Here is a 24,074-nt window from a genome sequence, read left to right as displayed (position 1 = left end):
TTAAGCTTGTTTAGTTTCGCTGTTGGTGTTCATTGCAGATGAAGTTGTTGATTTCAACTGGCGGGGCTCAAAGTTAAGCAACACCTCCCGTACCTCTTTTAATATGGGAAGCATCTCTTTTTGAACCTGGTTGAATGTAAGTTCGGCAGATCGGGCTAAAAAAGCACCATGAAATCCAAACTGCTTGCTCGAAAAAAGATCCTGTACAAAATCCTGGTGGATTCGATACACTTCTCTCATGATCCTTTTTGCTTTATTTCTTTGAACCGCACCGGGAATGATTTTCTTGGGAGCTATAAAACCGACCAAACAACCTTCTGAAGGATTGTTATACAATCTGTATCTAAACTGAATTGAGTCGGAAGTCAGCACGGTTGATTTTTCAAACAGACGTTGGAAGTTACGCCGGCCGCGTAAAATTTTTGATCTTGGCAGAGATTGATCAGGTTTGTCACCATCAGACCTATTTGGGCCCTTTTTCATGACTTGTTGTAAGCTTATGTCGCCCTTTTTTTCGGCGGCGTTTAATCACATCTTTCCCGCTTTTGCTTTTATTGCGTTTGCGGAATCCGTGTTTATTCGCTCTCTTTTTCTTACTTGGTTGGTATGTACGTTTCATAACCAGAATTTGGTGTTAAATTCAAAGTCCTGTTTTTTTGATAGACTCCAAAAATAAGAAGAAAATTATTAAAACCGAACCTCTTATTTCATGAAATTGTTCAATAATTTGATTCAATCTTTCTGCTATTCTTACGTTAAGGATCAAACTATGCACTGTGGCACAATTATTGTTACAATATCTGCAAACCCGAAGCTTGTTGAACACTGGAATTATTAGCTGTAACTTGCCTAACTGAATTTTAAACACTTCCTACATACATGATAGAATATATTTCAAAATTTCTCACCAGTATTTTCGGAACAAAGAGTGAAAGAGATCTGAAGAAGATCTGGCCCGTTGTTGATGAAATTAAAAGCTATGAAGACCAGGTAAAGGCTCTTTCGGATGAAGAACTGAAACAGAAAACCGAGGAGTTTAAACAACTCATCAAAGACAGAACGCAGGATGTCACTGATGAGATCAACGAAATTAAGGAGAAGATGGACTCGAACGATGAGTCGATCACGCTTGCCGAACGACGGGAATTTTCCGATATCATTGAAGAGCTTGAAGAAGAGTGGCTGGAGATCCTGGAAGACACACTCGAAGAAATTCTGCCGGAAGCGTACGCAGTTCTGAAAGATACCTGCCGGCGTTTTGTAGGAAAATCCTGGAAAGTTGGTGGTAATGAAACAGAATGGGATATGATTCCCTACGATGTTCAGCTTGTAGGTGCAATCTCCATGCACAACAGCAGTATTGCAGAGATGAAGACGGGGGAAGGTAAGACACTTGCCGCTATTTTACCCGCTTACTTAAATGCCCTTGCAGATCGTGGTGTCCACATTGTAACCGTAAATACCTACCTCGCCGAAAGAGATGCTGAGTGGAATGAACCACTTTTTAATTTTCATGGTATGACCGTCGATTGCATTGACCGATACAGTCCTAATACTGAAGCACGGCGAAATGCGTATAAAGCGGATATCACCTATGGTACTAACAATGAATTTGGATTCGACTATCTGCGGGATAACATGGTAGTTGAAGAGGATCAGCTCGTTCAGCGCGGTCATCATTACGCCATTATTGATGAGGTGGACTCCATTTTAATTGATGAGGCCCGAACTCCGCTGATTATTTCAGGACCTGTTCCTCAATCAAACGGACAGCAAAAATACGAGGAGATGAAACCACGGGTTGAGTCTCTTGTACAAGCCCAGAAGAAACTGGTGGCATCGCTTGTAAACGAGGCTGAAAAACTGTACGAAGAAGGAAACGAAGAAGATGCCGGACTGGCACTCTATCGTGCGGAACGCGGTTTCCCCAAGAACAAGAAGTTCCGAAAAATGATGCAGGAGGCGCACTACCAGCGGCTGGTTCAACAAACCGAAAGTTTTTACCTGGCTGATAATGCGAAAAAACTCCCTATTGTTGATGAGTATCTCTTCTATGCTGTTGACATGAAGCAGAAATCCATAGAGATGACGGAAAAAGGACGGGATTTTATCACTAAAGATGAAGAGGGAGATGAGTTTTTTGTAATTCCTGATTTGGGAACGGAGACCTCAGAAATTGAAGAGGAGATGGAAGCCCTTGAACAGGAAAAAATTGAAGAGATTCGCTCCAATGATGAGTTCAGTGATAATTACAAGGAAAAGAAAATTGAAGAAGCTAAGGCAGATGTTAAACAGGAACGCGAAAAACGATTTAACGAGCTGCACCGATTATTTGCCGAACGTGGAGATCGAATTCATACCATTAACCAGCTTCTGAAAGCATATACCCTTTTTGAGCGGGAATCAGAATACATTGTTCAGGACGGGAAGGTTCAAATTGTAGATGAGCACACAGGTCGTGTTCTCTCCGGCCGGCGATATTCAGACGGACTCCACCAGGCTATTGAAGCTAAAGAGGAAGTAAAAGTAGAGTCTGCCACACAGACCTATGCAACTGTTACATTGCAGAACTTCTTTAGAATGTATCACAAACTCGCCGGTATGACCGGTACAGCCGCTACGGAAGAGGGCGAATTCAATGAAATTTATTCTCTTGATGTAACTGTAATCCCTACCAACCGGCCTATTATTCGAGATGACAAAGAAGACCTGATCTTCCGAACCCGTCGCGAAAAATACGCTGCCACCATCGACCGAATTCGGGAATATCATGAAAAGGGACAGCCGGTGCTCGTAGGTACTACAAGCGTGGATGTATCTGAAACGATTAGCCGAATGCTGAAACGGGCAAAAATACCGCACAACGTTTTAAACGCCAAACAGCACGCCCGGGAAAGTGAAATTGTAGCTCACGCCGGACAAATTGGTGCAGTTACTGTAGCTACAAACATGGCGGGGCGTGGTACAGACATTAAACTTGGTAAAGGCGTGAAGGAGAAGGGCGGTCTTGCCATTTTGGGTACGGAACGTCACGAATCGCGGCGAATTGATCTTCAGCTTCGCGGGCGATCGGGCCGGCAGGGTGATCCCGGCGAGAGTCAGTTTTTTGTTTCGCTTGAAGATGATCTGATGACACTGTTTGGCGGTACGGACAGGATTGCCAACATCATGGAGAAACTGAACTTTGAAGATGGTGAGGTTATTCAGCATCCCTGGGTGACAAAATCACTGGAAAGAGCTCAGAAAAAAGTTGAGCAGAACAACTTTAGTATTCGAAAAAAACAGCTCGAATATGATGATGTATTAAATAACCAGCGGAATGTGATTTATGCGCGACGGAAGCACGCCCTCTTAGGGGATCAACTTCAGAGCGATATTTTCGACATGTTGGAAGATCTCGTGGAAACGCTCGTACAGTCATACTACCCCAATGGAGAGTTTGAAACTTTACGCGATGAAGTATTGCGACTTCTTGCCGTTGATGTAGAATTAGATCTCGATGAATGGGCCATTCAGGGCGAAGAAGGCATGGTAGATCTGATTATTGAAAAGGCCTATGAAGCGTATCGTAAAAAAGAAGAGTTGGTGGCAGCCCCCATTTATAAAGTTATTCAACAGATCCAGGAATCAGATGCCGAAAAGAAACCCTCAAAAATCCAGATAATTTTTACCGACGGTATTCGCCGTATGAGAATTATTGTAGATGTTGAAAAAGCGGAAAAAAATAAAGGACGAGAAGTGGCACGCTCGCTGGAAAAAACGGCAATTCTTTCCACGATTGACAATAAATGGATGGAACACTTGCGCGAACTCGATTCCGTAAAAGAGGGGATTGGCCTTCGCTCATTTGGTCAAAAAGATCCTTTACTGGAGTACAAGCGTGAAGCGTTTGAGATGTTTAAATCACTGCTTGATGAAATCAACCGGGAAACGATTTCTCTCATCTGGAAGGCGATCCCCGAAATGCAGGCCGATCCGGACAAACTGAAGCAAGCTCGCAAAGAAGCCGGCAAGTACAACATGGACAAAGCCAAGACACAGCATGCCGACTCGACCAATATGGGCTTGAAAGGAATGGTAGAACAGGGTAACGGAGAAGGCAAAAGCAACCAACAAGCCTCAGCTCCCGGGGAAAAACGACAGCCTGTGACTGTTGAGGAGGAGCCCGGCAGAAACGATTATGTGAAAGTCCAGAACATGAGCACCAACCAGGTGAAGGAAGTGAAATGGAAATACGCCAAGAAAATGGTGGATGAAGAGGGCTGGGTAGTGATTGAGAAATAACATCACTGATTGAGCCAATAAACTATAATTTTTTGCTAAAACCGGTCTTATAGTACCCTAAAATTCGTTTAAATAACAATACAAAAACACTTATTTCTGATCTTTTGACTTGAATAAATTTACATACTTTCGCCGCCAGTTCCATTCGATTATAGTATGGTACAGAATTGTAAGAACGGTTAACGGCAGTACAAAAAAGAGCATAAAATTGATAAACACCTCTATAAACTGATGCTCCGTTGACGACAAGAACAGGTAAAAAAGATAGGCAAAATAGAACATCAGAAAGATTCCTCCCTCCCATCTGACGATTTTATGCCCGGTGTAGAAAATTGGAAGACATGCGATTGAAGCTGCAATTAAAACAATAAAATCAAACTCAAGCAGGGATTGTTGAATTGGAATTATCTCACTGGAAAAAATACCGGCAAACCCAAGCACAGCAAGTATATTAAGAATATTGCTGCCGACCACATTTCCCACCGCAATATCCCGTTCGCCGCGAAAGGCTGCTACAAGCGATATTACAATTTCGGGAAGAGACGTCCCGATGGCCACTACTGTTAACCCGATAATAAGCTCACTAACTCCAGCCATCTCTGCAAATATAAGAGAACTGCTAATAAGCCACCTGGCTCCTGTAATCAGCAGTACGAATCCCAAAATCGTCAGAACTACATTCAGAAACATACTTCCCGTTTCTTCCTTTTTCGACTTTATTTCGGCGATTGAAACGTCACCTTTTTTACGGGCAAGAAACAACAGATAAGTCACCAATAAAGTTACCAGAAGAATGCATTCCCATAGGCCAAGTGCACCATTATAGGAGAGGAAATAGAGTAATATCGTAATCCCAATCATAATTGGGACATCGGATTTGATCAGGCTTTTGTGAACTTTAAGCGGAATAAAAAGAGCTGATAACCCCAGAATAAGCAGTGTATTACTTATATTACTGCCGATGATATTACCAAGCATTAAGTCTGTCTGCCCGTCTACAGTGGCCTGTACGCTTACAGCCAGTTCTGGTGCACTTGTGCCAAATGCAACAACGGTAAGAGCAATGATCAGCTTTGATATCCCCAATTTCAAAGCAATTTTAGAGATATATCTAACAAGAAGTTCAGCACCTGTTATTAAAGCAATAAGACCAACGATAAACCAAAGCAGTGGGATCAGCACAGATAGAATAGATTAGAAGTGGGATAAGACCGAAATCTTAGAAATTTGTAGTGTTTATTTTTTTCCTATTAAAGTGCAACATAACTCCTGCATCAGCGTAGTAATCAACATAAGATGTTTTGGTTAAAGAAATGTAAATGAAACCCTGTGTTGTGAAAGACACAGGGTTCTTTTTTTATCAGGGGAAAATTCCCATCTGCTCATAAAGTTCGCCAACCTTATTAATCGCACTAATAAAAGCAGCCGTTCTTAAATCAACATCATGTTTTTTCCTGATTTCGTTGATCTGGTTATAACTGTTGACCATTGTATCTTTCAAGCCAGAATCAACCAGATCTTTTTCGCTTCCGCCGTGAGCAAGAACTTCAAGCTCTTTACTGGTAAACTTGCGCTCAGAAATTGTCTCAATTACTGAGAGAATTTTACGATAGCTGTCCTCTTCAAACCGTCTTTCAAGTCGACCAAACCGCACATGCTGAATATTTTTTAACCATTCGAAATAGGAAACAGTTACACCGCCGGCATTTAAATAATTATCTGGTATGATAAGTGCTCCCTTCTCTTTAATAATTTCATGAGCCTCGGAAGTTGTTGGGCCGTTAGCCGCCTCAGCAATAATTTTTGCCTTTATATTTGGGGCATTACTCTCTTTTAACTGATTTTCGAGTGCAGCCGGTACAAGAATATCGCATTCGGATTCCAATACAGCACTGTTGTCCTTAAGCGTTTCGGTTCCTTCAAAACCACTCACGCCACCGGTTTCCTTTTTGTATTCCATCAATTTGGTTAGATCAATCCCTTTTTTGCTGTATATGGATCCGTCCATTTCGGCTACTCCAACCATTACAGCTCCGGCTTCTACAAGATATTTTGCAGCGTGATAACCTACATTACCAAGTCCCTGAACCACAAATGTTTTACCTTCAATACCTGGTTCCAGTCCAAGCTCTTTCATATCCTCTTCATAGGAGCATGCCTCCTGCACGCCAAAAAATACACCACGACCGGTAGCCTCTGTCCGTCCACCAATTCCCCCCTGGCCCATTGGCTTACCAGTAACGCATGCTTCCGCATTGATATCAGAATCGATTTGGCGAAATGTATCCAATACCCACCCCATCTCACGGGCACTTGTACCATAATCGGGGGCAGGTACATCCGATCCCGGACCAATAAAATTCTTTTTAAATAGCTGAAATGTATATCGACGGGTAATTCGCTCAAGCTCCTCTTCCGAATACTGCGACTTATCAATTTTAATTCCTCCTTTTGCACCTCCAAAGGGAACATCAACCACGGCACATTTATATGTCATGAGAGAGGCAAGCGCCATCGTTTCATCTTCATTCACCGTCATACTATAACGAATTCCGCCTTTGGTCGGCAGTTTATGATGGCTGTGTTCTACCCGCCATCCGTGGATCACCTCAATCGAACCGTCATCTCTCTCAAGCGGAAAAGTGATGTGCAGAATATCATTGCAGTTCTTCATCTGTTCAAGTAGTCCCTTATCAAAACGGGTGTAAGCTGCTGCTTTATCAAAAGCTTTGTTAACCTGATCAAAAAATTTATAATCACTCATGTTTCTCCTTAGATGGTTTTTGGTAGATTTTCATTTTATTGTCGGGATAATGCTATCCACTTTCAAATTAAAAGTTTAATCATTTAGCTCCCATATAGTTAGCGTTTTCCATGCCTCAGGCGTTCCTTTGCAACGAATCAGTGCAAGCCGGTTTGCCAAAATTTCCTGAGGGGCCTCTTTTTCTGCCTGCTTGATCTCATGCGATATAGCACTGCATTCTAAACGACTGTAAAGGTAAGAGATATGCGGATAAGCCTTCTTTGTATAATCACCTTTAAAAGCAGCATCTGTTTTTTGATGAAGACTGCTGAGCCGGGGTGTCTTTTGAATGCCGTGAGTCATCTTTTGATAAGGGTTTGATGAACACCGCAGGGAGGTTGTTTTCAATTTTAAAGGCTGGGTTTCATCAGCGATCTCTTCAATCGCTTTTTCGATCCTGTTTCGTTCCCAGTTGGGAGTTCCGGAAAGGGTTATATGCGGTGTAAATGAAACGGATTGATAGGTTTCTGCCATCCGTTTGATAATTGAATAACAGTGTGTGGTTGATTTCTCATCAAAAATCAACCATAAAGAGTCGTGATCAATATTTGGAAGATTTGCTGAGATCGGCTTTAACCGGCTTTTGCATCCACATGATCCGACGTATGGATACTGAATACATTGAAAAGAAAAAGAAAGGCTATAGACCCGATTGCGGCATATAAAAGAGGGGCATACAGCCCAAAAGAGATGACTATAGCTCCGATAATCACAGACCCGATGGCTCCCCAAATTACATTACCAATCATGCCAATTCCTTCTCTGATCATCACAATATCAACTATAAATCCTACAAGCAATCCAATAGAAATTAGCCAGTAGAGTACAACGCCATTCAATTCTTCCATGAATCAATCGAAGTTTTTGAATTATCTTTTAATTACAGGTGTAAAGGTACAAATTTTATCTTTTTATTCCTGTACATCACTATAATTTTTTTATGAAAAATTTTGAAGATCACATTCGGAAAATTATCCATGTAGACATGGATGCATTTTATGCCTCCGTGGAACAGAGGGATTTCCCGGAATACAGGAATAAACCTCTGATTGTAGGTGGTTCGCCTCAAGGCAGAGGGGTTGTGGCTGCAGCCAGTTACGAAGTACGAAAGTACGGAGTTCATTCTGCGATGCCGGCAGCCAGGGCTGTTAAACTTTGTCCCCACGCTATCTTTGTGAAACCGAGGTTTGATGTATACAAAGAAGTTTCCAAACAGATCCGGCAGATCTTTTTTGAATATACCGATCTCGTTGAACCCCTCTCCCTGGATGAAGCGTATCTTGACGTAACAGAAAATCATAAGAATATTCCGTCAGGTACACTGATTGCTCACCGAATTAGAAAACAGATAAAAGAACAGACCGGACTAACCGCCTCTGCAGGAGTGGCTTTCAATAAATTTCTCGCCAAAATTGCCTCCGATCTGGACAAGCCGGATGGACTCAGCGTTATCACACCCGACAAAGCTGAAGAGTTTATCGAGCAGCTTGAAATCGGTAATTTTTTTGGTGTTGGCAAAGCCACTCAGCGTAAGATGGAATCTCTCGGTATTCAAACCGGGGCCGATTTAAAGAAGTGGGATGAAGTGGACCTGGTGAAACAGTTTGGGAAATCAGGTCATCACTACTACCGTATTGTTCGTGGGATTGATAACCGACGGGTAAAAACAGACAGAACACGCAAATCGGTTGGCAAAGAACGAACGTTTTCAGAAGATGTCTCCGACCTGGAATGGATTCGTGAATTTTTACGAGACTTGGCTGAGAAAATCTCACAATCGATGGAAAAACTGGGTGCGGCCGGAAAGACCATCACCCTGAAAGTCCGTTATGAAGATTTTGAAACGGTTACCCGCAGCTATACACTGCACCACTATACGGCTGATGCAAAAGAACTTGCGGAAGTGGCAATTCGACTCCTTGAAGAGACCGAAGCCGGAGCAAGAGAAGTGCGATTGTTAGGTATATCGGTATCCAGCCTAAACCTCAGAAAAAGCGGGGTGATTGGAAAGCAACTTGAAATTCCATTTGATGGGTTTTGAAAATGTACATCGGGCAGCTTGCCCGATCATCTGAGTGGAGTTACCCCGAAAATTATTTCATATGAGATATATGTTATTAAAAATCAGATCGTTAACACTTTATATAAATGGAAATGCATTTTTTCTTTAAACAGGAAGCAGAGCAGCCCAGACTACCATCTCGGAGCAGAGCACCGAGACGAGTGTAAGTTGCAGTTCGTTTTGAATTAAAAAATGGGGGTAAGTCCTCATCATCTGAAACTTGATTTAAGGCCTGAAAGAACGGTAAGTCTGCCGTTACTTCCATAGCTAAGTACTGACTCGAATGAACTACAACAGCCTTGCGATTTTTGCCAGAATGTTTAGAAGCTTCTGTTGTCGGCTGTGAAGCTCTCTTGGCAGCCGTATTCGTGAAATTGAGATCGGAGATTCGCCGAGCAGCTTTCCCTCATCTGCACAGTCCTTTTTTGGACGAGTTTCACGGACTTAGACACTGCGATTCGGCAGGCGATGCAATTACACCAGACAGCTTGTCCGTCACGAAAGACTTTAGTATTGGCAATGTCCAAGTGTATGTTTAATAGATAATCAGACATCCTGTACCACACGCATCAATAGTTTTGAGTTGATTAATAACGGGCTGGCAGCCCGTTGTACATGTACACCAGACAGCTTCTCCGGCCACTGATTATTAAAATAAAATTTGTAGTAACGGTCAGGCTGACCGTTGTACGTTTACGAATTATACGTATCCGGAAGGTCATTTTCGTACAATACTACATCTCCCTTTTGGCCTTCGCTTTTCAATAGATCATTGGCTTCAAACAGTGAGTTGACAACCCTCACCTCTTTCTCTTCTCCTTTATCCGTTGCCTGAATTCCTCTCAAAATCGGTTTTGTTCGATCTTCACCTACAAGAATAGCTACATCAATTTCGGATTCACCAATTTGTCTGCCAAACTCTTCGTTTTTTTCTTCTTCTTTATCACCCAATTCAATCATTCCGGGTGTAATGATAAATTTTCGTCCCTGCTGAAATGAACTCAATACTTTAACCGCATTTTCTGCACCAACGGGATTGGAGTTAAACGCATCATCAATTATTACAAAACCATCGCGGTGCTTTAGCTCTAAACGATGTTCCACCGGCTCCATTCTTGATGCGGCAAGAGCGATGGTCTTCAGACGAATATCAAATTCGCGAGCTACGGCAGCACCAATCAGGAAATTTTGAATATTATGGCGTCCCAAAAGCCGGGTTTTAATTGTCTCGCTATCAACCTGTTTCCCATTCTCATCAAACCACTCCATCAGAAAGGATGTACCTTCAGATCCGGTTTGAATATTAGATGCACGAATCGATCCATCCCTTCCGACAAAAACGGTTTTAACATCATCCCGAAGATCAGCCATTTCCCGAACGAGAGGGTCCTCTCCGTTTAAAATCAACGTTCCATTCTCTTTCAATTCTCTGGCCAATGTTGCTTTTTCATACGCGATGATCTCTTGTGACCCAAATGTTTCAAGATGAGCAATTCCCACGTTGGTAATCACTGATATATCAGGCTGTGCAAGATCACACAACTCTTTGATATTGCCTTCATATCGAGCACCCATTTCCAGAATCAGAGCTTTGTGATTTGCTTCAAGCCGGTTGTTAATCACCTTACAAATTCCCATTGGCGTGTTGTAACTACCGGGAGTTGTACAGACACTCATTCGTTCTTTCAAAAAAGCATCGATCACAAATTTAGTGCTGGTCTTTCCATAACTGCCGGTAATCGCGATTACCTTGAGATGGGGCAGTGAAGCAATTTTCTTTCGGGCCTGTTTTTTAAAACCATTTTGAATGTAGAGCTCTACCGGTTTTAATATCCATCCGAAAATCCAGACAAAGGCGGGGATGAGTATATCAACCAATACCATTCCGAAACTCATAAAATAGGGTTCAAGCTCCACAAACGGTTCGGCAAAATCGCGGAGCCTTAATACCTGGTATCCCAGATCCATCAATAGATACCAAAGAAAAAACAGAACGATTACAATAGGAATGGAGAGCCTGAGCATTCTCGGCGTATAAACCAGCGGCTTTTTCTCTTTTTCTTCGCGATATTTTGACGTACCGGCAAACCAAAACAGGGCAAATATTCCCATTACAATGGCCCCCGCTGTTAAAGTGATTCTGTCGGCCAACAGATAGACCATCACCAAAATGACAACATTGAACAACAAATGCTCTATCGTAACTCCTTTCGAAAAAAGGTGTGTAGAAAACCACTGACGAAATTCATGAGTTTTGTAACCCACTTGCTGGAACATCTGCAGGTGGTACCGAAGGCGATAGAGTGAATGGCGAATAAAAACGGCGATCAATAAAAAAACAAAACCGTTTACCAGTAACGTATAAAATTCCAAATTCAGTAAATCGAAGATTAATAGATTATTAGCAGGTCGAATTAGATTCCTCAATCCTTTATATTAGCCAAGCCTGAGCTTTCACTGGTTCAAGTTTGTAACTTGTGCTAAGATAGTCCAGCTTACAAACTTGAACCAGCAAAGGTGTTAAAAATACCTTTCAGCTAAACGAATGTATAAGATATAAAAAACAGTCGGAAAGTTTTCGCGGAGAGCGGTTTTCCGTAACATTAATAAGTCCCCCGTATCAAAGGGTCTGAGTGGATATTCTCCCCTTGAGGGAGTATGGCGAAGCCGGGAGGGGTGTCTATCCTCCCGCTATCCGACAGCACAATCCAACCACTCCCAGCCCCTCCTTATCTAAGGAGGGAAAATTGGTTTCGAAAACATTACTTAATAACTCAAAAAATTAAACTGATGAAATTGATTATTCCCATGGCCGGCAGAGGAACCCGTGTTCGGCCTCACTCTCATACCACACCAAAACCATTATTACCTGTTGCAGGCACCATGATTGTAGAACGAATTGTGGAAACCTTTGGGCGCACACTCGATCGCACAATCGATGAGATTGTATTTATTCTTGGACCCGACTTTGGGCAGGAGATCAAAGACACCCTGAAGAATATGAGTGACCGGCAGAATGCCAAAGCAACCTTTCGTGTGCAGGAAGAAGCTCTGGGAACCGCTCATGCCGTTTATTCCGCAAAGGAAGATCTTGATGGCGAAGTGATTATCGTATTTGCCGACACAATTTTCGACTCGTATGACAAGGTGTCTGTTGAAGAAGCCGACAGCGTCATCTGGCTAAAAGAGGTGGAAGACCCGTCTCGATTTGGAGTAGCCGTTCATGAGGGAGAAACCATTACCGATTTTGTTGAAAAACCGAGTGAACCGATTTCCAACCTCGCTATCATTGGCGTGTACTATTTCAAAGAGGGTAAAGATCTGCAGAAGGAGATTCAGTATTTGCTCGATAACGAGATCAAAGGCCATGGCGATGAATACCAGCTTACGGATGCCCTGGACCGACTTCTAAAAGGCGGTAAAGTGTTCAAAAAGGCTACGGTTGATGAATGGCTGGATTGCGGAACTCTACCCGCATGGCTGGAAACGACCGGTGAAATCCTGAAGAAAGAGAAGCATGAATATGGTTCTTATGAAGATACCATCATCCACCCCCCGGTTTTTATTGGTGATGATGTGACGATTACCGGAAGTGAGATCGGGCCGAATGTAAGCATTGAAGCCGGTTCAACCATCCAGAATAGCACCATCAAAAGCTCCATCATCCAGGAGCAGGCTACCATTAAAAACTCCGATCTTGAGAAATCAACGATTGGAAAACATGCTCAAACCAAGCGTGCGAAAGGAACGTTTCACATTGGGGATCATTCGATAATCGATCAGAGGTAGGAACACCCGTATAAATATTTCTCGGCTGCCAAGTCCATCTTGGCAGCTGAATTTTATAGGAACCGACATCACACCGAAATAGAAACCTGGAATATTCATTCAAAAATCAGCCTGAAACTGTGCCGTTAACAAAGGAACAAAAGCAAATGCTGAAGATGAGTGAGGTTGATCTAAAAAAGGACACAACAATTTCTCAGGAAGAGTTAGATAAAGAAGATCTTTCATGGCTGAAAGCTCAGTTAGATGGACAAAAATAAAAAGCCATCAGTCAAAGTTATCGGAAGAGTGTTGATAGCTTTTTTTCGGTTCAAGTCTAAAATATACCTCCGATGAATGTGTTTACCTCTCTCAAATAAAATCATCCAGATCCCTGTTCTTATTCGCTCCTTCCAGCAGATCGTGAATATCATCATAGGGTTCTTCGGGTTCAAGGTGAAGAGTCACAATAGCATCACTATTTATGGCATCAATGAGCCTGCGTTCAAGTATTGTTGCATCATCATGAGCCTTTTTCAAACTCACATCCGCTTTAAAAACAATATGTAACTCAACCCATGTTGTCTGGCCCGAAGTACGATGGCGGAGGTGGTGCCAGCTATTAATAGTACCGGGCAGATTGTCTTTTAAAACATCCAGGAGTGCATTGTGTACGTCAGGATCTCTGGTATCCATAATTCCTTTTACAGAGTATTTAATAAGCTTGAACCCTTCATAAAAAATAAAGATTGCGATAGATATACTTACAATCGTATCGAGATAAATCCATCCAATCCATTGAATAAGCAATAACGTGATGATAACACCGGCACTTGTCCAAACATCAGTTAAAACATGTTTACCGTTACTTTTTACAATAACATTGTCTTCCTCTTTGCCAACTTTTCTGAGATAGAGCCCAAGAATTAGATTGATCACAGCTGCCAATCCAACCAAATATATGCCTGTATCCAGGTTCTGGAGTTCGAACCCAAAAATGAGATTATTAATAGCCAGGTACAGAATTGAAAATGAAGCAAGAATAATAACTGCACCTTCTACTCCTACGGATAAAAATTCGATTTTTTCATGTCCGTAAAGATGATCATCATCGGCTGGTTTCATGCTCAGAAAAAATCCATACAAAACAAAACCGACTGCAAATACGTGCACAACAGACTCGGCAGCATCTGACATTGCTGTGGTTGAATCTGTTAAATAATAGGCAACCATCTTGGCACACAGCGACAGAAAGGAGATCAAAAAACTGATAGTTAATGCTTTACGTACACGATTTTGATCTTGCATGGATTTAAAAATCAATTTTTATGTTCAATATTCAATATCCAAAGTTTAAAGTTAACTGAAACTTTAAACAATGAACCTCAAACCTCAATTAGTTCTGAATGCTTTGCTGAATGTTTTTATTTTTACAAGCTAACAAAAAACGAATGATTTTGATCGATATTCCTGAAAAACACCAAGCAATTTTTAAATCCATTGGCGAAGCTGCAGACTCATTGGATCAGCGGGTTTTTGTGGTAGGTGGCTACGTCCGTGATTATTATTTACAAAACCGGAATTCCGAGACTAAAGATATCGACTTTGTAACAGTTGGTTCCGGTATTCAACTTGCCAAAAAAGTGGCTGAGAGTCTTAATGCATCGAACATTTCGGTATTCAAACAGTTTGGAACGGCCCAGGTAAAATACAACGACCTGGATCTTGAATTTGTCGGGGCCCGAAAAGAGAGCTACCGCCGAAATTCACGCAAACCGATTGTTGAAGACGGTACGCTTGAGGATGATCAGCTTCGGCGCGATTTGACCATTAACGCACTTTCATGGTGCCTGAACCCTGATTCTTTTGGCGTTTTACATGACCCGTTTGAGGGAATCCGGGATCTTCAGAATGAGATTATCCGCACACCGATCGACCCGGAAAAAACATTTGATGACGATCCGCTGCGAATGATGCGTGCGGTCCGTTTTGCAACACAACTGGACTTTTCTATCGAGAATGAAACGATGGACGCCATCAAAAAGATGGCACACCGGTTATCAATTATTTCAAAAGAGAGAATTATTGATGAACTGAATAAAATTGTGATGGCTCCAAGACCATCCATTGGATTTACTTTATTATTGGAATCGAATTTACTGGATGAGTTTTTCCCGGAGATGGTAGAATTAAAAGGAGTTGATGAAAAAAAGGGGCAACGGCACAAAGACAATTTCTGGCATACTCTGAAAGTACTCGACAATGTTGCTGAGGTCAGCAATGATCTCTGGCTTCGGTGGGCGGCTATCATGCACGACATTGCTAAACCTGTTACCAAGAAATTTGTGAAAGGAACGGGATGGACGTTTCACGGGCACGATGCAGTTGGAGCTAAATGGGTTCCCCGAATCTTCAGGCGTCTTGGCCTTCCCCTTGATGACCGAATGAAATACGTTAAAAAACTGGTACGGCTTCACCTCCGCCCGATCGCTTTGGTATCAGATGAAGTCAGCGACAGTGCCATCCGCCGGTTAATCTACGAAGCTGGTGATGAAATTGACGATTTAATGACTCTTTGCCGTGCCGACATCACCAGTAAAAATGAGTGGAGAGTTAAAAAATATCTCCAGAATTTTGATCGGGTTGAAAAGAAGATTGAAGAGGTTGAAAAGAAAGATCGAATCAGGAAATGGAAAAATCCTATCAGTGGTGATGAAATTATGAACGTACTGGGTGTAAAACCCGGACCGATTGTGGGAGAAGTAAAAGAGAACATAAAAAATGCTATCTTGGATGGAGAAATTCCCAACGACCATGATGAAGCCTACCAATACCTGCTTCGGATTAAAGAAAAATTTCAAAATAAAATGGAGGATTAAGTCTCCCCTATTGAGAGGGGAAAGATTAAATCTCGTTCAGTGATTTGACGAGGGATGTGTTTTGTGAATTCAGCGATAGGCATGAACACACCCCTGTTTGTTTCGCTAAACGCTTCACAAACTGTCCCCTCTCAAGAAGGGAGATTTCAAAAATATTATCCTTATTTCAACTTACTTCTAACAATTTTCTGTATGGATTTTCATACCATTATCGGTTTAACTGCCGGATTTTGCACCACAATTGCATTTCTGCCCCAGGCTTTAAAAACCTGGAAAACCAAATCAGCTAAAGATCTGTCCTTAGGAATGTACTCTGTATTTTGCACAGGCATACTTTTATGGCTTACCTACGGAATTATGATTCAGGATATTCCTATCATTCTCACGAATGTTGTTTCCATGATTCTGGCATCAAGTATCTTATATTTTAAATTGAGTTTTAAAGACTAATTGAGCCTGTTTTATGTGGATAGCCAATTCGTACGCAAAAATAAATCTCGGACTTCATGTGTTGGAACGGCTGCCAACCGGGTATCATAATATTGAAACCGGGTTTTGCTTTATCGAATGGAACGACCGGTTTGAAGTGAAAGAGAGTGATTCATTCAATCTGAAACTTACCAATTACTCTATACCTACCGACGAAAATAATCTAATTACACAAGCGTACAACGCCTTCAATCGCTATATCGGACTGAAAAATCACTACTCGTTTAATATCAAAAAAAATATCCCGACAGGTGCAGGACTCGGCGGCGGAAGCAGTAATGCTGCATTAACTCTTCGGATGTTGAATAAACTGGAAAAAATCGGCCTTTCGGAAGAAGAACTGATCGATCTGAGCCGGGATCTTGGAGCAGATATACCCTTTTTTATAAAAGGAAAAACCGGACTTGGAACAGGATTAGGAAACGAAATTGAACCGCTTGATATACAGCCTGACGGATGGATTTTAACAATCTATCCCGATTTTGAATCTTCAACAGCAGAAGCGTATAAGAATTGCGAACCGAATCCAAATCCGGAGTTTTCCATCAAAAGAATTTTAACCGAGGAGGAGCTTGAGGAATGGCGGTATCTTCTTCAAAATGACCTTGAACCACCGGTCATTGTCCGAAATCACCTGATTGGAAATATTAAGGATCAACTTTATGATTTTGGCGCAGCCTATTCTGCGATGAGCGGAAGTGGTTCTTCAGTTTTTGGGATTTTTGAACAAGATTTTGTTGCAATTCAAGCCTACGAATCGTTTCATGATCTTGGATTCGCAACAAATTTAACGAAACCGGGATTTACACCCGATTATGGAATCTATCTAAAAGAAGTTTGAGCCAATATATCTAATGAATATCATTCTGAACTTTATTCACCAAAGGAGTCCTTGGGACAGAATCTCCTAATTCTAAACTCTCCGGGAGATTCTGAGCAGTCAAAAAATTTAAAACGACATAAACATTTAACTACATGAATAAAAAGAACAAAATTGACCCCCGCAGCGGAATGGATATTGATTCCTTCCGGGAAGATATCAAGCAACATCTTAAATATACCCTCTCTAAAGACAAATACTCGGCAACTGAGTGGGACAACTACCGGAGTATTGTCCTGGCCGTGATGGATCGACTTCATGAACGCTGGATCGATACACAACAAGGCTATTATACCGACAATGTAAAGCGTGTGTATTATCTCTCAATGGAATATTTAATTGGGCGATTACTGGACAACATGCTCATCAATCTTGGATTGCAGGATGTAGCTGCTGAAGCGATGGAAGATGTTGGCCTGGATTATGATGATATCCGGAATACTGAATGGGATGCCGGTCTTGGCAATGGTGGCCTGGGACGTCTTGCAGCATGTTTTCTTGATTCGATGGCTACACTTGGAATTCCAGCTACAGGGTATGGCATTCGGTATGATTATGGAATTTTTTATCAATCCATTCAGAATGGATACCAGGTTGAAAAGCCGGATCTCTGGTTGCGCTATGGAAATCCCTGGGATATTGTCCGCCCAAAAATTCAGTACGATGTTCCGTTTTATGGAAATTCACATGCCTACCATGATGAAGAAGGCGAACTGCAATTCGAATGGAAAAACACACATGATGTACTTGCCGTAGCATACGATACCCCTATTCCCGGATACAAAAATGATGTGGTTAACAACCTAAGGCTTTGGAGAGCTACCTCATCATCATCTATTGATCTGAAGAGCTTTAACCAGGGACAATATATAGATGCGGTACGGGATACACAGTTGAATGAAAATATTTCACGGGTTCTCTATCCCAATGACAAAATATTTGTGGGACAAGAACTTCGGCTGAAACAGGAGTTCTTTCTTGTAGCTGCGTCTATGCAGGATATTTTAAAACGATTCAAAAAAACTGAAGATGACTGGCGTAAACTGCCTGAAAAGATTGCCATTCAGTGCAATGATACCCATCCCAACCTGGCTATTCCTGAATTAATGAGATTTTTGGTAGACGAGGAAGATCTCTCATGGGAGTTGGCGTGGGATATCACAACGGAAACAATGGCTTACACCAATCATACGCTTCTGCCTGAGGCATTGGAAAAATGGCCGGTTTCACTGCTTAGAAATCTCCTGCCACGGCATCTCCAGATTATTTATGAAATCAATAGCCGATTCCTTGAAAAAGTGCAAGCCAAATCTGGAGATGACAGAGGCAAAGTCAGCCGTATGTCAATTATCGGCGAAGGAGAAGATCCCGTTGTGCATATGGCCCACCTGGGAATTGTAGGTTCACGAAAAATTAACGGGGTAGCAGCACTCCACAGCAAATTGCTTAAGAAAACACTGTTCCGTGATTTTTATGAGATGTTTCCTGAGCGGTTCACCAATAAAACCAATGGAATTACACCCCGGCGATGGCTCCGGCAGTGTAACCGCGGTTTTGCAGATCTGATTTCAGACAAAATTGGGGAAGGCTGGATTACCGATCTTGATCAGCTAAAGCAACTTGAAGAGTTTGCTGAGGACAATACGTTTGTGGAAAAATTTGTTGAGATCAAACAAGAAAATAAACAGCACCTTGCCGATTACATCAAAGAGAATCGTGATATTGATATAGATATTAACTCTATGTTTGATATCCAGATCAAACGGATTCACGAGTACAAGCGTCAGTTGATGCTCACACTTTATGCCATAACGCTGTACAATCGTCTCAAGGAAAATCCGGATTTAGACATTGTTCCGCGTACCATCCTTGTAGCCGGAAAAGCCGCACCAGGTTATACAATGGCTAAATTGTTCATTAAACTGATGAACGATGTTGGTGAAAAAATTAATAATGACAAGGAGATTAACGGTAAGCTCAAATTTATTTTCCTGGGCAATTACAGCGTCACACTGGCTGAGAAAATGATTCCTGCTGCAAACTTATCTGAACAGATCTCAACAGCGGGATTCGAGGCCTCGGGAACCGGGAATATGAAGTTCGCGCTGAATGGTGCTCTGACCATCGGTACTTTGGACGGCGCTAATGTGGAGATCAAGGAGGAAGTTGGAGATGAAAATATCTTCATTTTCGGAAACACGGTTGATGATGTGGATAAACTTCGACACCAGGGATACAACCCGTGGGAATTTTACGAAGGACATCCTGAACTGAAGAAAGCGATTGATCAGATTCGTGACGGATTCTTTAATGAGGATAAAAAGCTCTTCCACCCGATTGTGGACTCTTTACTCAACAAAGGCGATTACTTCCTTGTACTGGCTGATTATGAGGCTTACATCAATAAACAAGCCGAAGTGGATAAGCTTTACAAAGATCAGGATGAATGGAATCGAAAAGCGATCTTAAATACGGCTCGCGTTGGTAAGTTTTCATCTGACCGTACCATTCGGGATTATGCCGAAGAGATTTGGCGTGTTGATGTGGATCGGTAATTATCCAGTAGATTCTATTAGCCGTCTGACCGCTTGGAGCGGTCTGACGGCTATCTTAATCATGGAATTCCTCTGCGAAACCGCTCGCGTAGTTCAACGATGTAAATTCCTAACTCGTCGCGTACTTCCTTGCCGCGGCTGTAAAAATTCTGGAAAGTTTTTTGATCGAGGATCTTCTTATCCCTCATCTCCTGAAGAGCCGTGAGCACCCTGTTGGCAGCATTTAAACCTCGCTTGCAGTTGGCAATGTTCCCACCGATAAATTCCAATTCAAATCCCATCCCAAAACCACCAGCAATTTTAGCCGCCGGAATGATTACAGATTGTGCAAAGGCATTGATAGATTCATCATTTTTATTCTCAAACCGACTTTCAATCAGGTTAATGGAATCAATTGTAAACTGATAGGCTAACTGGTACACTGGCAGATTTTCTACACTGTCGAACTCTGTGGGCTCATAGCCTGTAACCTGTTTCCATTCCTCTCCCTCTTCAACAAAATTTACATCAAGGAATTCATCCCAATTCATTCATCGTCATTCAGTTTCATCCAACAGGTGATCCCACCCCATCTCTCTTGCAATAATATTGTCGCGATCAGGATGATTCCTGTATTTTTCTAAAAGACGAGAGTACTTTTCCGTCCGTTTATCAGCCTCTTTCATAAACTCTTCCCATTGGTATTCATCCCAAATTTCCGGTTCCTCATCGTCTTGAAATGAAGATAAATCATTAAAATCAGTCATAACAGGTGTTCTTTTTTGCTTTATTCTTTATCTGTATGAACCGAAATTTCGTCATTCCTTACAAAATTTGTTTATGGGGAGTCATTAGAAGCGGAGCGTCGGAACGAGTCAAAAAATGAATAACAAACAAGTGTAATTTCGGGCACAAGCGAGGACGCTTGCGCCATCATCCTTCAATTCTATTACTCCAGAACGAATCTAAATGTAATGGTACCCCACTGCGGTTCCTGTGGGGCGCCGGATGGAAGTCGTGAAAATCGCCAGCTTCGCAGGGTTCTCATCACTTCGCGCTCCAGTTCAGGGTTCATTTTTTTGAGAGGTATAACTCGCCCGAGTGAACCGTCGGGATGTACTTCAAAGCGAATCGTAATAACCGCTTCTTCATTGGTTTGATTGTCGGGCAGGGGCTGAACCATTGGAGTTCGGTTGAGTTCTCCTTCCCACTGCAGATCGTACGGAGCTGATTTATCGGGCGTATTCCCCGGACCCTGGTCCACATTAGGATCACCGGATGTACCACGCTCATCTCCACTGTTTTCCACTCCTTCCGTAATCTCTTCATCTTCCTGGGTTTGCGGGGGAACAACCTCCTCTATCACCTCTTCAGTCTCCTCCTCATTCTCAGGATTAATAACATCCGTTTCTGGTGTTTGAACGGTTTCATCATCCGGTACGTCCTCTTCCTGATCGGGCAGATCTACCGGTTTTGTAGTTTCTTCAACAGGGTTTTGAGGTGTTTCTACAGGCTGGGTAATTTCAGGATCTACTTCTTCAGGTTCAACTTCAGAGGGATTGGGACGGGTTGCAACCTGCTCATTTTGAACCTCTGACTGCTGGGCAAGCGTACCGCTCCTGAATTCTCCAAGAGTCACTTCCATAAAAGCCGCACGGTTCATGTTGGGTTCAATTGTATAAAGAAGAGCGATGATAAGGAGCACAATATGAATAGCTCCCGTAATAGCTATTCCAAAGCGGTCTTCTTCATCGATATGGTTCTTTATCCAATCAACCATCAATTCTAATTTCTCTCGGTTGCCATTATAATATTCATATTCAGTGCTTTCCCGATATTCATTGCGCGAACGGCATCATCAACCCTCGCATCACGATCGGCACGTACTACTAACGAAGCTCCGGGCTTTTCCTGATATGCCTGCCTGATAGCATTTGATAATGAAACGCGGTCAACCTGGTTTCCATCCACAAAAAAGTTACCCTCAGGTGTTACAGCAACGGAAATTTGCTGCGATTGCGAACTCACACTCGATTCAGCTTGAGGCACATTCACACGAATTCCGAAATTTGTTACAAACGAGGATGTCAACAGGAAAAAAATCAGGAGTAATAGAATAATATCTGTCAGGGATGACTGCGAGAACATGGAGAGCGGCTCCATGACGTTCCTGTCTTCACGAAAATTCATCTTAAGCCTCCTTTTCCTGGCGTTTATTATTTGAAGGTGCCTGGAGAAGATCTACGAAATCGGCAGATGCATTTTCAAGTTCAAAAATCATGCGATTAATTTTACCAAGCAGGTAGTTGTAAAAGCCATAAGCAATAATTCCTACTATCAGTCCGGTTGCTGTGGTAATAAGAGCTTCCCAGATTCCACCTGCCAGCACGCTTGGATTTACATTTCCCTGGAGTGACTGGATATCCATAAATGCACGAATCATCCCGGTTACAGTTCCCGTAAACCCGACCAGCGGAGCCACACCAGCAATAGTTGCCAGCCAGTTCATTCGTTTTTCAAGAAGAAAAATCTCTTTTTTTCCTGCATGATGTATCGCATCCTCAATAGTGCTTATGGGGCGTCCTAACCGGCGAATACCGGATTTCAGGATTCTCGCCAGTGGCTTATCAAACTGTTCGCAGTACTGGATTGCCCGTTCCTGGCTCCCTGATTTTAATAGTGTTTCAATACTGTTCAGGGTTTGATTGATATCCATCTTAGAATTTTCAACTGTTCTCCATCTCTCTGCAATAACATAAATGGCAGCTATGGATAACAGAAAAAGCGGAATCATCAAGATGCCGCCCTGGGACAGGATATCAAAGAAGGACATGGTAGCATCCTCCTGTAACATTTCAGCAAGTGTATCGGCTTCTGTTGGCTGAGCCTGGAGTAGAAAAATGTAGATGATATTCATGAAGATTCTTAATTAATACGTATTCTTTGGATGAAATTTTGAGTGTTATAAGGTGCCGGCAGCTGTGTAGCAGCTTCTTGCGCATTCCCAAGTGTTTCAAACTGGCCTACGCTAACGCGCCAAACCTGGTTCTCATATACAGTTCTTGAGGATACAATGACCCGGTAACCGTCTGCCCGAAGCTGTTCGGCAGTCTGCATTGCGTTGTTTTCGTTTCTGAATGAGTGTACAACGATGGAGTAGCCGTTATTTGCTTCCTCAATAATTGTTCCTTTTAAACCATACATGGGCTGGTCGGTCTCTGTAACTGAAACACCTGTGCCTGATAGGATCTCATCATCTGTACTCTGATTCGAACCGGCTTGTTCCGAAGTTCCCTGGTTTCCAGACGCCATCTGTTGATTTGGAGCAGTTTCACCTCCACCTGATTGAGACTCTTCCGGATTCAATTGTTCCGCGCCTGTATCATTACTTTCATTTACGCCGGATTCCATCTGGTTTGTCGTAGGAGAAATTGTCTCATCCATGCTTTGCGACTGGGTTCCTATATAGTAGAAATAGCCACCAATAAGAACAGCAATAATAACAATTGCGATTAAAATAAATACACCGGTATTATCTTTTTTCTTAACCGGTTCCCTTGTGGCGGGCTTAATATCTTCAATTTTTGTCCTCTTCGTCTCCTCTTCTTCTTCAACCGGTTCTTCAAGTGGTTCAAGTGCTTCATCTGAAAACGGGTCAGATATAAAATCAACATCTGCTTCCTCTTTTTCTTTGGTGTCGTCTTCTTCACTCTCAAAATCAAAGGGCGATTCGTCCTCTTCTGCAGGCTTTTCAGCTTTTTTAGTCACCTCTTCCGGTTCTCCAATATCATCAGTCTCAGGCTCCTCAAAAGGAGTGGTAAACGGATCATCTTCATCTTCTCCTTCCGTCTTATCCACCTCTTCATCAACCTTCTCTTCAGTATCTTTTTCAACAGGAATAGAGGTGTCCCGTTCAGGCTTCAGTTCAACAGGTTTCATACCGGCGTACTTAAAACTAATTTCGGTACTTAATTCATCAGCCGGATCAAACCGCAACTCTCCCTCTTCATCAAAATAAAACAGACCAAACTCTTTAATCTCTAACGCCTTACCCCGTTTTGCAGCATCTAAAATCCGCTCAATTAGCTGATCTAACTGAGTTTTAATTTCTTCTTCATTCATGCTGGTTTTTTCAACCAACAGTTCAACAAGTTGCTTCTTATCAATTGTCATAAGAGATCCTGATATTTGATTTAAATTCAAGAACATCTTCCGGCGGCATCATCACAACTTTTCCATTATCGTATGTTTTCTGATGTTGTTCTTTATGAACAACTTCAAATTGCCCTAACCCCTCCAGTTCAACACGGTTTTTGTTGACAAACTGCTCTCTCATTACATCTTTAAACGCTATTAAGAATTCTCTGTTCATAAATGT

The 24,074-nt window shown here is 42.2% G+C and carries 23 protein-coding genes; 8 read left to right on the top strand and 15 right to left on the bottom strand.

What is annotated here, in order from left to right:
* Together U5K72_19655 and rpmH are read right to left on the bottom strand one after the other, a co-directional pair.
* The gene (locus U5K72_19655; protein ID MDZ7721046.1) at nucleotides 1-483 is read right to left on the bottom strand and encodes a ribonuclease P protein component; all 483 of its coding nucleotides are present in this window, start codon (nucleotides 481-483) and stop codon (nucleotides 1-3) included.
* Nucleotides 464-619, bottom strand: coding sequence for a 50S ribosomal protein L34 (gene rpmH / locus U5K72_19650; protein MDZ7721045.1), 156 nt, complete (start codon nucleotides 617-619; stop codon nucleotides 464-466). The genes U5K72_19655 and rpmH overlap by 20 nt, the downstream gene beginning before the upstream one ends.
* 260 nt (nucleotides 620-879) lie before the next feature.
* Here rpmH and secA point away from each other — a divergent pair, with 260 nt between their 5' ends.
* Nucleotides 880-4,284, top strand: coding sequence for a preprotein translocase subunit SecA (gene secA / locus U5K72_19645; protein ID MDZ7721044.1), 3,405 nt, complete (start codon nucleotides 880-882; stop codon nucleotides 4,282-4,284).
* 90 nt (nucleotides 4,285-4,374) lie between these two features.
* On the opposite strand, the gene U5K72_19640 is transcribed toward secA, so the two are convergent.
* The 4 genes from U5K72_19640 to U5K72_19625 all read right to left on the bottom strand — a co-directional run bounded on the left by U5K72_19640 (nucleotide 4,375) and on the right by U5K72_19625 (nucleotide 7,935).
* Entirely contained in the window at nucleotides 4,375-5,466 is a 1,092-nt protein-coding gene (locus U5K72_19640; protein MDZ7721043.1) for a calcium/sodium antiporter, read from the bottom strand.
* A 178-nt stretch (nucleotides 5,467-5,644) separates the two neighbouring features.
* Nucleotides 5,645-7,048: a Glu/Leu/Phe/Val dehydrogenase gene (locus tag U5K72_19635; protein ID MDZ7721042.1), complete on the bottom strand. Its 1,404-nt coding sequence runs from the start codon at nucleotides 7,046-7,048 to the stop codon at nucleotides 5,645-5,647.
* A 75-nt stretch (nucleotides 7,049-7,123) separates the two neighbouring features.
* Nucleotides 7,124-7,612, bottom strand: coding sequence for a hypothetical protein (locus U5K72_19630; protein ID MDZ7721041.1), 489 nt, complete (start codon nucleotides 7,610-7,612; stop codon nucleotides 7,124-7,126).
* 47 nt (nucleotides 7,613-7,659) lie between these two features.
* Nucleotides 7,660-7,935: a hypothetical protein gene (locus U5K72_19625; GenBank protein MDZ7721040.1), complete on the bottom strand. Its 276-nt coding sequence runs from the start codon at nucleotides 7,933-7,935 to the stop codon at nucleotides 7,660-7,662.
* 92 nt (nucleotides 7,936-8,027) lie between these two features.
* Here U5K72_19625 and dinB point away from each other — a divergent pair, with 92 nt between their 5' ends.
* Nucleotides 8,028-9,128 carry a DNA polymerase IV gene (gene dinB / locus U5K72_19620; GenBank protein MDZ7721039.1) on the top strand — a complete coding sequence of 367 codons (1,101 nt, stop codon included), beginning with the start codon at nucleotides 8,028-8,030 and terminating at the stop codon, nucleotides 9,126-9,128.
* A gap of 714 nt (nucleotides 9,129-9,842) precedes the next feature.
* On the opposite strand, the gene U5K72_19615 is transcribed toward dinB, so the two are convergent.
* Nucleotides 9,843-11,522: a Mur ligase family protein gene (locus U5K72_19615; GenBank protein MDZ7721038.1), complete on the bottom strand. Its 1,680-nt coding sequence runs from the start codon at nucleotides 11,520-11,522 to the stop codon at nucleotides 9,843-9,845.
* Between the two features lie 417 nt (nucleotides 11,523-11,939).
* Here U5K72_19615 and U5K72_19610 point away from each other — a divergent pair, with 417 nt between their 5' ends.
* Complete coding sequence (locus U5K72_19610; protein ID MDZ7721037.1) at nucleotides 11,940-12,938, top strand: sugar phosphate nucleotidyltransferase; 999 nt, start codon at nucleotides 11,940-11,942, stop codon at nucleotides 12,936-12,938.
* 119 nt (nucleotides 12,939-13,057) lie between these two features.
* Nucleotides 13,058-13,195 (top strand): hypothetical protein, encoded by a 138-nt coding sequence (locus U5K72_19605; GenBank protein MDZ7721036.1) that lies wholly within the window; start codon nucleotides 13,058-13,060, stop codon nucleotides 13,193-13,195.
* Nucleotides 13,196-13,286: 91 nt separating this feature from the next.
* Here U5K72_19605 and U5K72_19600 read toward each other — a convergent pair whose 3' ends face one another.
* The gene (locus tag U5K72_19600) at nucleotides 13,287-14,222 is read right to left on the bottom strand and encodes a cation diffusion facilitator family transporter (protein ID MDZ7721035.1); all 936 of its coding nucleotides are present in this window, start codon (nucleotides 14,220-14,222) and stop codon (nucleotides 13,287-13,289) included.
* Between the two features lie 143 nt (nucleotides 14,223-14,365).
* On the opposite strand from U5K72_19600, the gene U5K72_19595 reads away from it, so the two are divergent.
* The 4 genes from U5K72_19595 (at nucleotide 14,366) to U5K72_19580 (ending at nucleotide 19,717) form a co-directional block, all read left to right on the top strand.
* On the top strand, nucleotides 14,366-15,793 hold the full coding sequence (locus U5K72_19595) for an HD domain-containing protein (protein ID MDZ7721034.1): 1,428 nt from the start codon (nucleotides 14,366-14,368) through the stop codon (nucleotides 15,791-15,793).
* Nucleotides 15,794-15,985: 192 nt separating this feature from the next.
* Nucleotides 15,986-16,243 carry a SemiSWEET transporter gene (locus tag U5K72_19590; protein ID MDZ7721033.1) on the top strand — a complete coding sequence of 86 codons (258 nt, stop codon included), beginning with the start codon at nucleotides 15,986-15,988 and terminating at the stop codon, nucleotides 16,241-16,243.
* Nucleotides 16,244-16,256: 13 nt separating this feature from the next.
* Nucleotides 16,257-17,123: a 4-(cytidine 5'-diphospho)-2-C-methyl-D-erythritol kinase gene (gene ispE / locus U5K72_19585; GenBank protein ID MDZ7721032.1), complete on the top strand. Its 867-nt coding sequence runs from the start codon at nucleotides 16,257-16,259 to the stop codon at nucleotides 17,121-17,123.
* A gap of 134 nt (nucleotides 17,124-17,257) precedes the next feature.
* Nucleotides 17,258-19,717, top strand: a complete 2,460-nt coding sequence (locus U5K72_19580; GenBank protein MDZ7721031.1) for a glycogen/starch/alpha-glucan phosphorylase — start codon at nucleotides 17,258-17,260, stop codon at nucleotides 19,715-19,717.
* A gap of 59 nt (nucleotides 19,718-19,776) precedes the next feature.
* Here U5K72_19580 and U5K72_19575 read toward each other — a convergent pair whose 3' ends face one another.
* The 7 genes from U5K72_19575 to U5K72_19545 all read right to left on the bottom strand — a co-directional run bounded on the left by U5K72_19575 (nucleotide 19,777) and on the right by U5K72_19545 (nucleotide 24,068).
* The gene (locus U5K72_19575) at nucleotides 19,777-20,247 is read right to left on the bottom strand and encodes a hypothetical protein (GenBank protein ID MDZ7721030.1); all 471 of its coding nucleotides are present in this window, start codon (nucleotides 20,245-20,247) and stop codon (nucleotides 19,777-19,779) included.
* Nucleotides 20,248-20,253: 6 nt separating this feature from the next.
* Entirely contained in the window at nucleotides 20,254-20,463 is a 210-nt protein-coding gene (locus U5K72_19570) for a hypothetical protein (protein MDZ7721029.1), read from the bottom strand.
* A gap of 182 nt (nucleotides 20,464-20,645) precedes the next feature.
* Complete coding sequence (locus U5K72_19565) at nucleotides 20,646-21,476, bottom strand: TonB family protein (GenBank protein MDZ7721028.1); 831 nt, start codon at nucleotides 21,474-21,476, stop codon at nucleotides 20,646-20,648.
* Between the two features lie 5 nt (nucleotides 21,477-21,481).
* On the bottom strand, nucleotides 21,482-21,886 hold the full coding sequence (locus U5K72_19560) for a biopolymer transporter ExbD (protein ID MDZ7721027.1): 405 nt from the start codon (nucleotides 21,884-21,886) through the stop codon (nucleotides 21,482-21,484).
* 1 nt (nucleotide 21,887) lies between these two features.
* Nucleotides 21,888-22,613 (bottom strand): MotA/TolQ/ExbB proton channel family protein, encoded by a 726-nt coding sequence (locus tag U5K72_19555; GenBank protein ID MDZ7721026.1) that lies wholly within the window; start codon nucleotides 22,611-22,613, stop codon nucleotides 21,888-21,890.
* 8 nt (nucleotides 22,614-22,621) lie between these two features.
* Nucleotides 22,622-23,869 carry an SPOR domain-containing protein gene (locus U5K72_19550; protein ID MDZ7721025.1) on the bottom strand — a complete coding sequence of 416 codons (1,248 nt, stop codon included), beginning with the start codon at nucleotides 23,867-23,869 and terminating at the stop codon, nucleotides 22,622-22,624.
* Nucleotides 23,859-24,068, bottom strand: coding sequence for an HU family DNA-binding protein (locus U5K72_19545; GenBank protein MDZ7721024.1), 210 nt, complete (start codon nucleotides 24,066-24,068; stop codon nucleotides 23,859-23,861). The genes U5K72_19550 and U5K72_19545 overlap by 11 nt, the downstream gene beginning before the upstream one ends.
* Nucleotides 24,069-24,074 lie beyond the last annotated feature (6 nt).

It is taken from the genome of Balneolaceae bacterium, assembly GCA_034521495.1.
Taxonomy (GTDB): domain Bacteria; phylum Bacteroidota; class Rhodothermia; order Balneolales; family Balneolaceae; genus Rhodohalobacter.
Note: the sequence above shows the minus strand (reverse complement) of the source record. Positions and strands in the feature narration are given on the sequence as shown.

Excerpts from the sequence above, each read along its gene's own strand:
- U5K72_19545 (MDZ7721024.1), bottom strand. The coding sequence starts at position 24,068 with ATGAACAGAGAATTCTTAATAGCGTTTAAAGATGTAATGAGAGAGCAG.
- U5K72_19625 (MDZ7721040.1), bottom strand. The coding sequence starts at position 7,935 with ATGGAAGAATTGAATGGCGTTGTACTCTACTGGCTAATTTCTATTGGA.
- U5K72_19570 (MDZ7721029.1), bottom strand. The coding sequence starts at position 20,463 with ATGACTGATTTTAATGATTTATCTTCATTTCAAGACGATGAGGAACCG.
- U5K72_19590 (MDZ7721033.1), top strand. The coding sequence starts at position 15,986 with ATGGATTTTCATACCATTATCGGTTTAACTGCCGGATTTTGCACCACA.
- rpmH (MDZ7721045.1), bottom strand. The coding sequence starts at position 619 with ATGAAACGTACATACCAACCAAGTAAGAAAAAGAGAGCGAATAAACAC.
- U5K72_19635 (MDZ7721042.1), bottom strand. The coding sequence starts at position 7,048 with ATGAGTGATTATAAATTTTTTGATCAGGTTAACAAAGCTTTTGATAAA.
- U5K72_19575 (MDZ7721030.1), bottom strand. The coding sequence starts at position 20,247 with ATGAATTGGGATGAATTCCTTGATGTAAATTTTGTTGAAGAGGGAGAG.
- U5K72_19550 (MDZ7721025.1), bottom strand. The coding sequence starts at position 23,869 with ATGACAATTGATAAGAAGCAACTTGTTGAACTGTTGGTTGAAAAAACC.
- secA (MDZ7721044.1), top strand. The coding sequence starts at position 880 with ATGATAGAATATATTTCAAAATTTCTCACCAGTATTTTCGGAACAAAG.
- ispE (MDZ7721032.1), top strand. The coding sequence starts at position 16,257 with ATGTGGATAGCCAATTCGTACGCAAAAATAAATCTCGGACTTCATGTG.
- U5K72_19580 (MDZ7721031.1), top strand. The coding sequence starts at position 17,258 with ATGAATAAAAAGAACAAAATTGACCCCCGCAGCGGAATGGATATTGAT.
- U5K72_19555 (MDZ7721026.1), bottom strand. The coding sequence starts at position 22,613 with ATGAATATCATCTACATTTTTCTACTCCAGGCTCAGCCAACAGAAGCC.
- U5K72_19655 (MDZ7721046.1), bottom strand. The coding sequence starts at position 483 with ATGAAAAAGGGCCCAAATAGGTCTGATGGTGACAAACCTGATCAATCT.
- U5K72_19560 (MDZ7721027.1), bottom strand. The coding sequence starts at position 21,886 with ATGAATTTTCGTGAAGACAGGAACGTCATGGAGCCGCTCTCCATGTTC.
- U5K72_19565 (MDZ7721028.1), bottom strand. The coding sequence starts at position 21,476 with ATGGTTGATTGGATAAAGAACCATATCGATGAAGAAGACCGCTTTGGA.
- U5K72_19610 (MDZ7721037.1), top strand. The coding sequence starts at position 11,940 with ATGAAATTGATTATTCCCATGGCCGGCAGAGGAACCCGTGTTCGGCCT.
- dinB (MDZ7721039.1), top strand. The coding sequence starts at position 8,028 with ATGAAAAATTTTGAAGATCACATTCGGAAAATTATCCATGTAGACATG.
- U5K72_19600 (MDZ7721035.1), bottom strand. The coding sequence starts at position 14,222 with ATGCAAGATCAAAATCGTGTACGTAAAGCATTAACTATCAGTTTTTTG.
- U5K72_19595 (MDZ7721034.1), top strand. The coding sequence starts at position 14,366 with ATGATTTTGATCGATATTCCTGAAAAACACCAAGCAATTTTTAAATCC.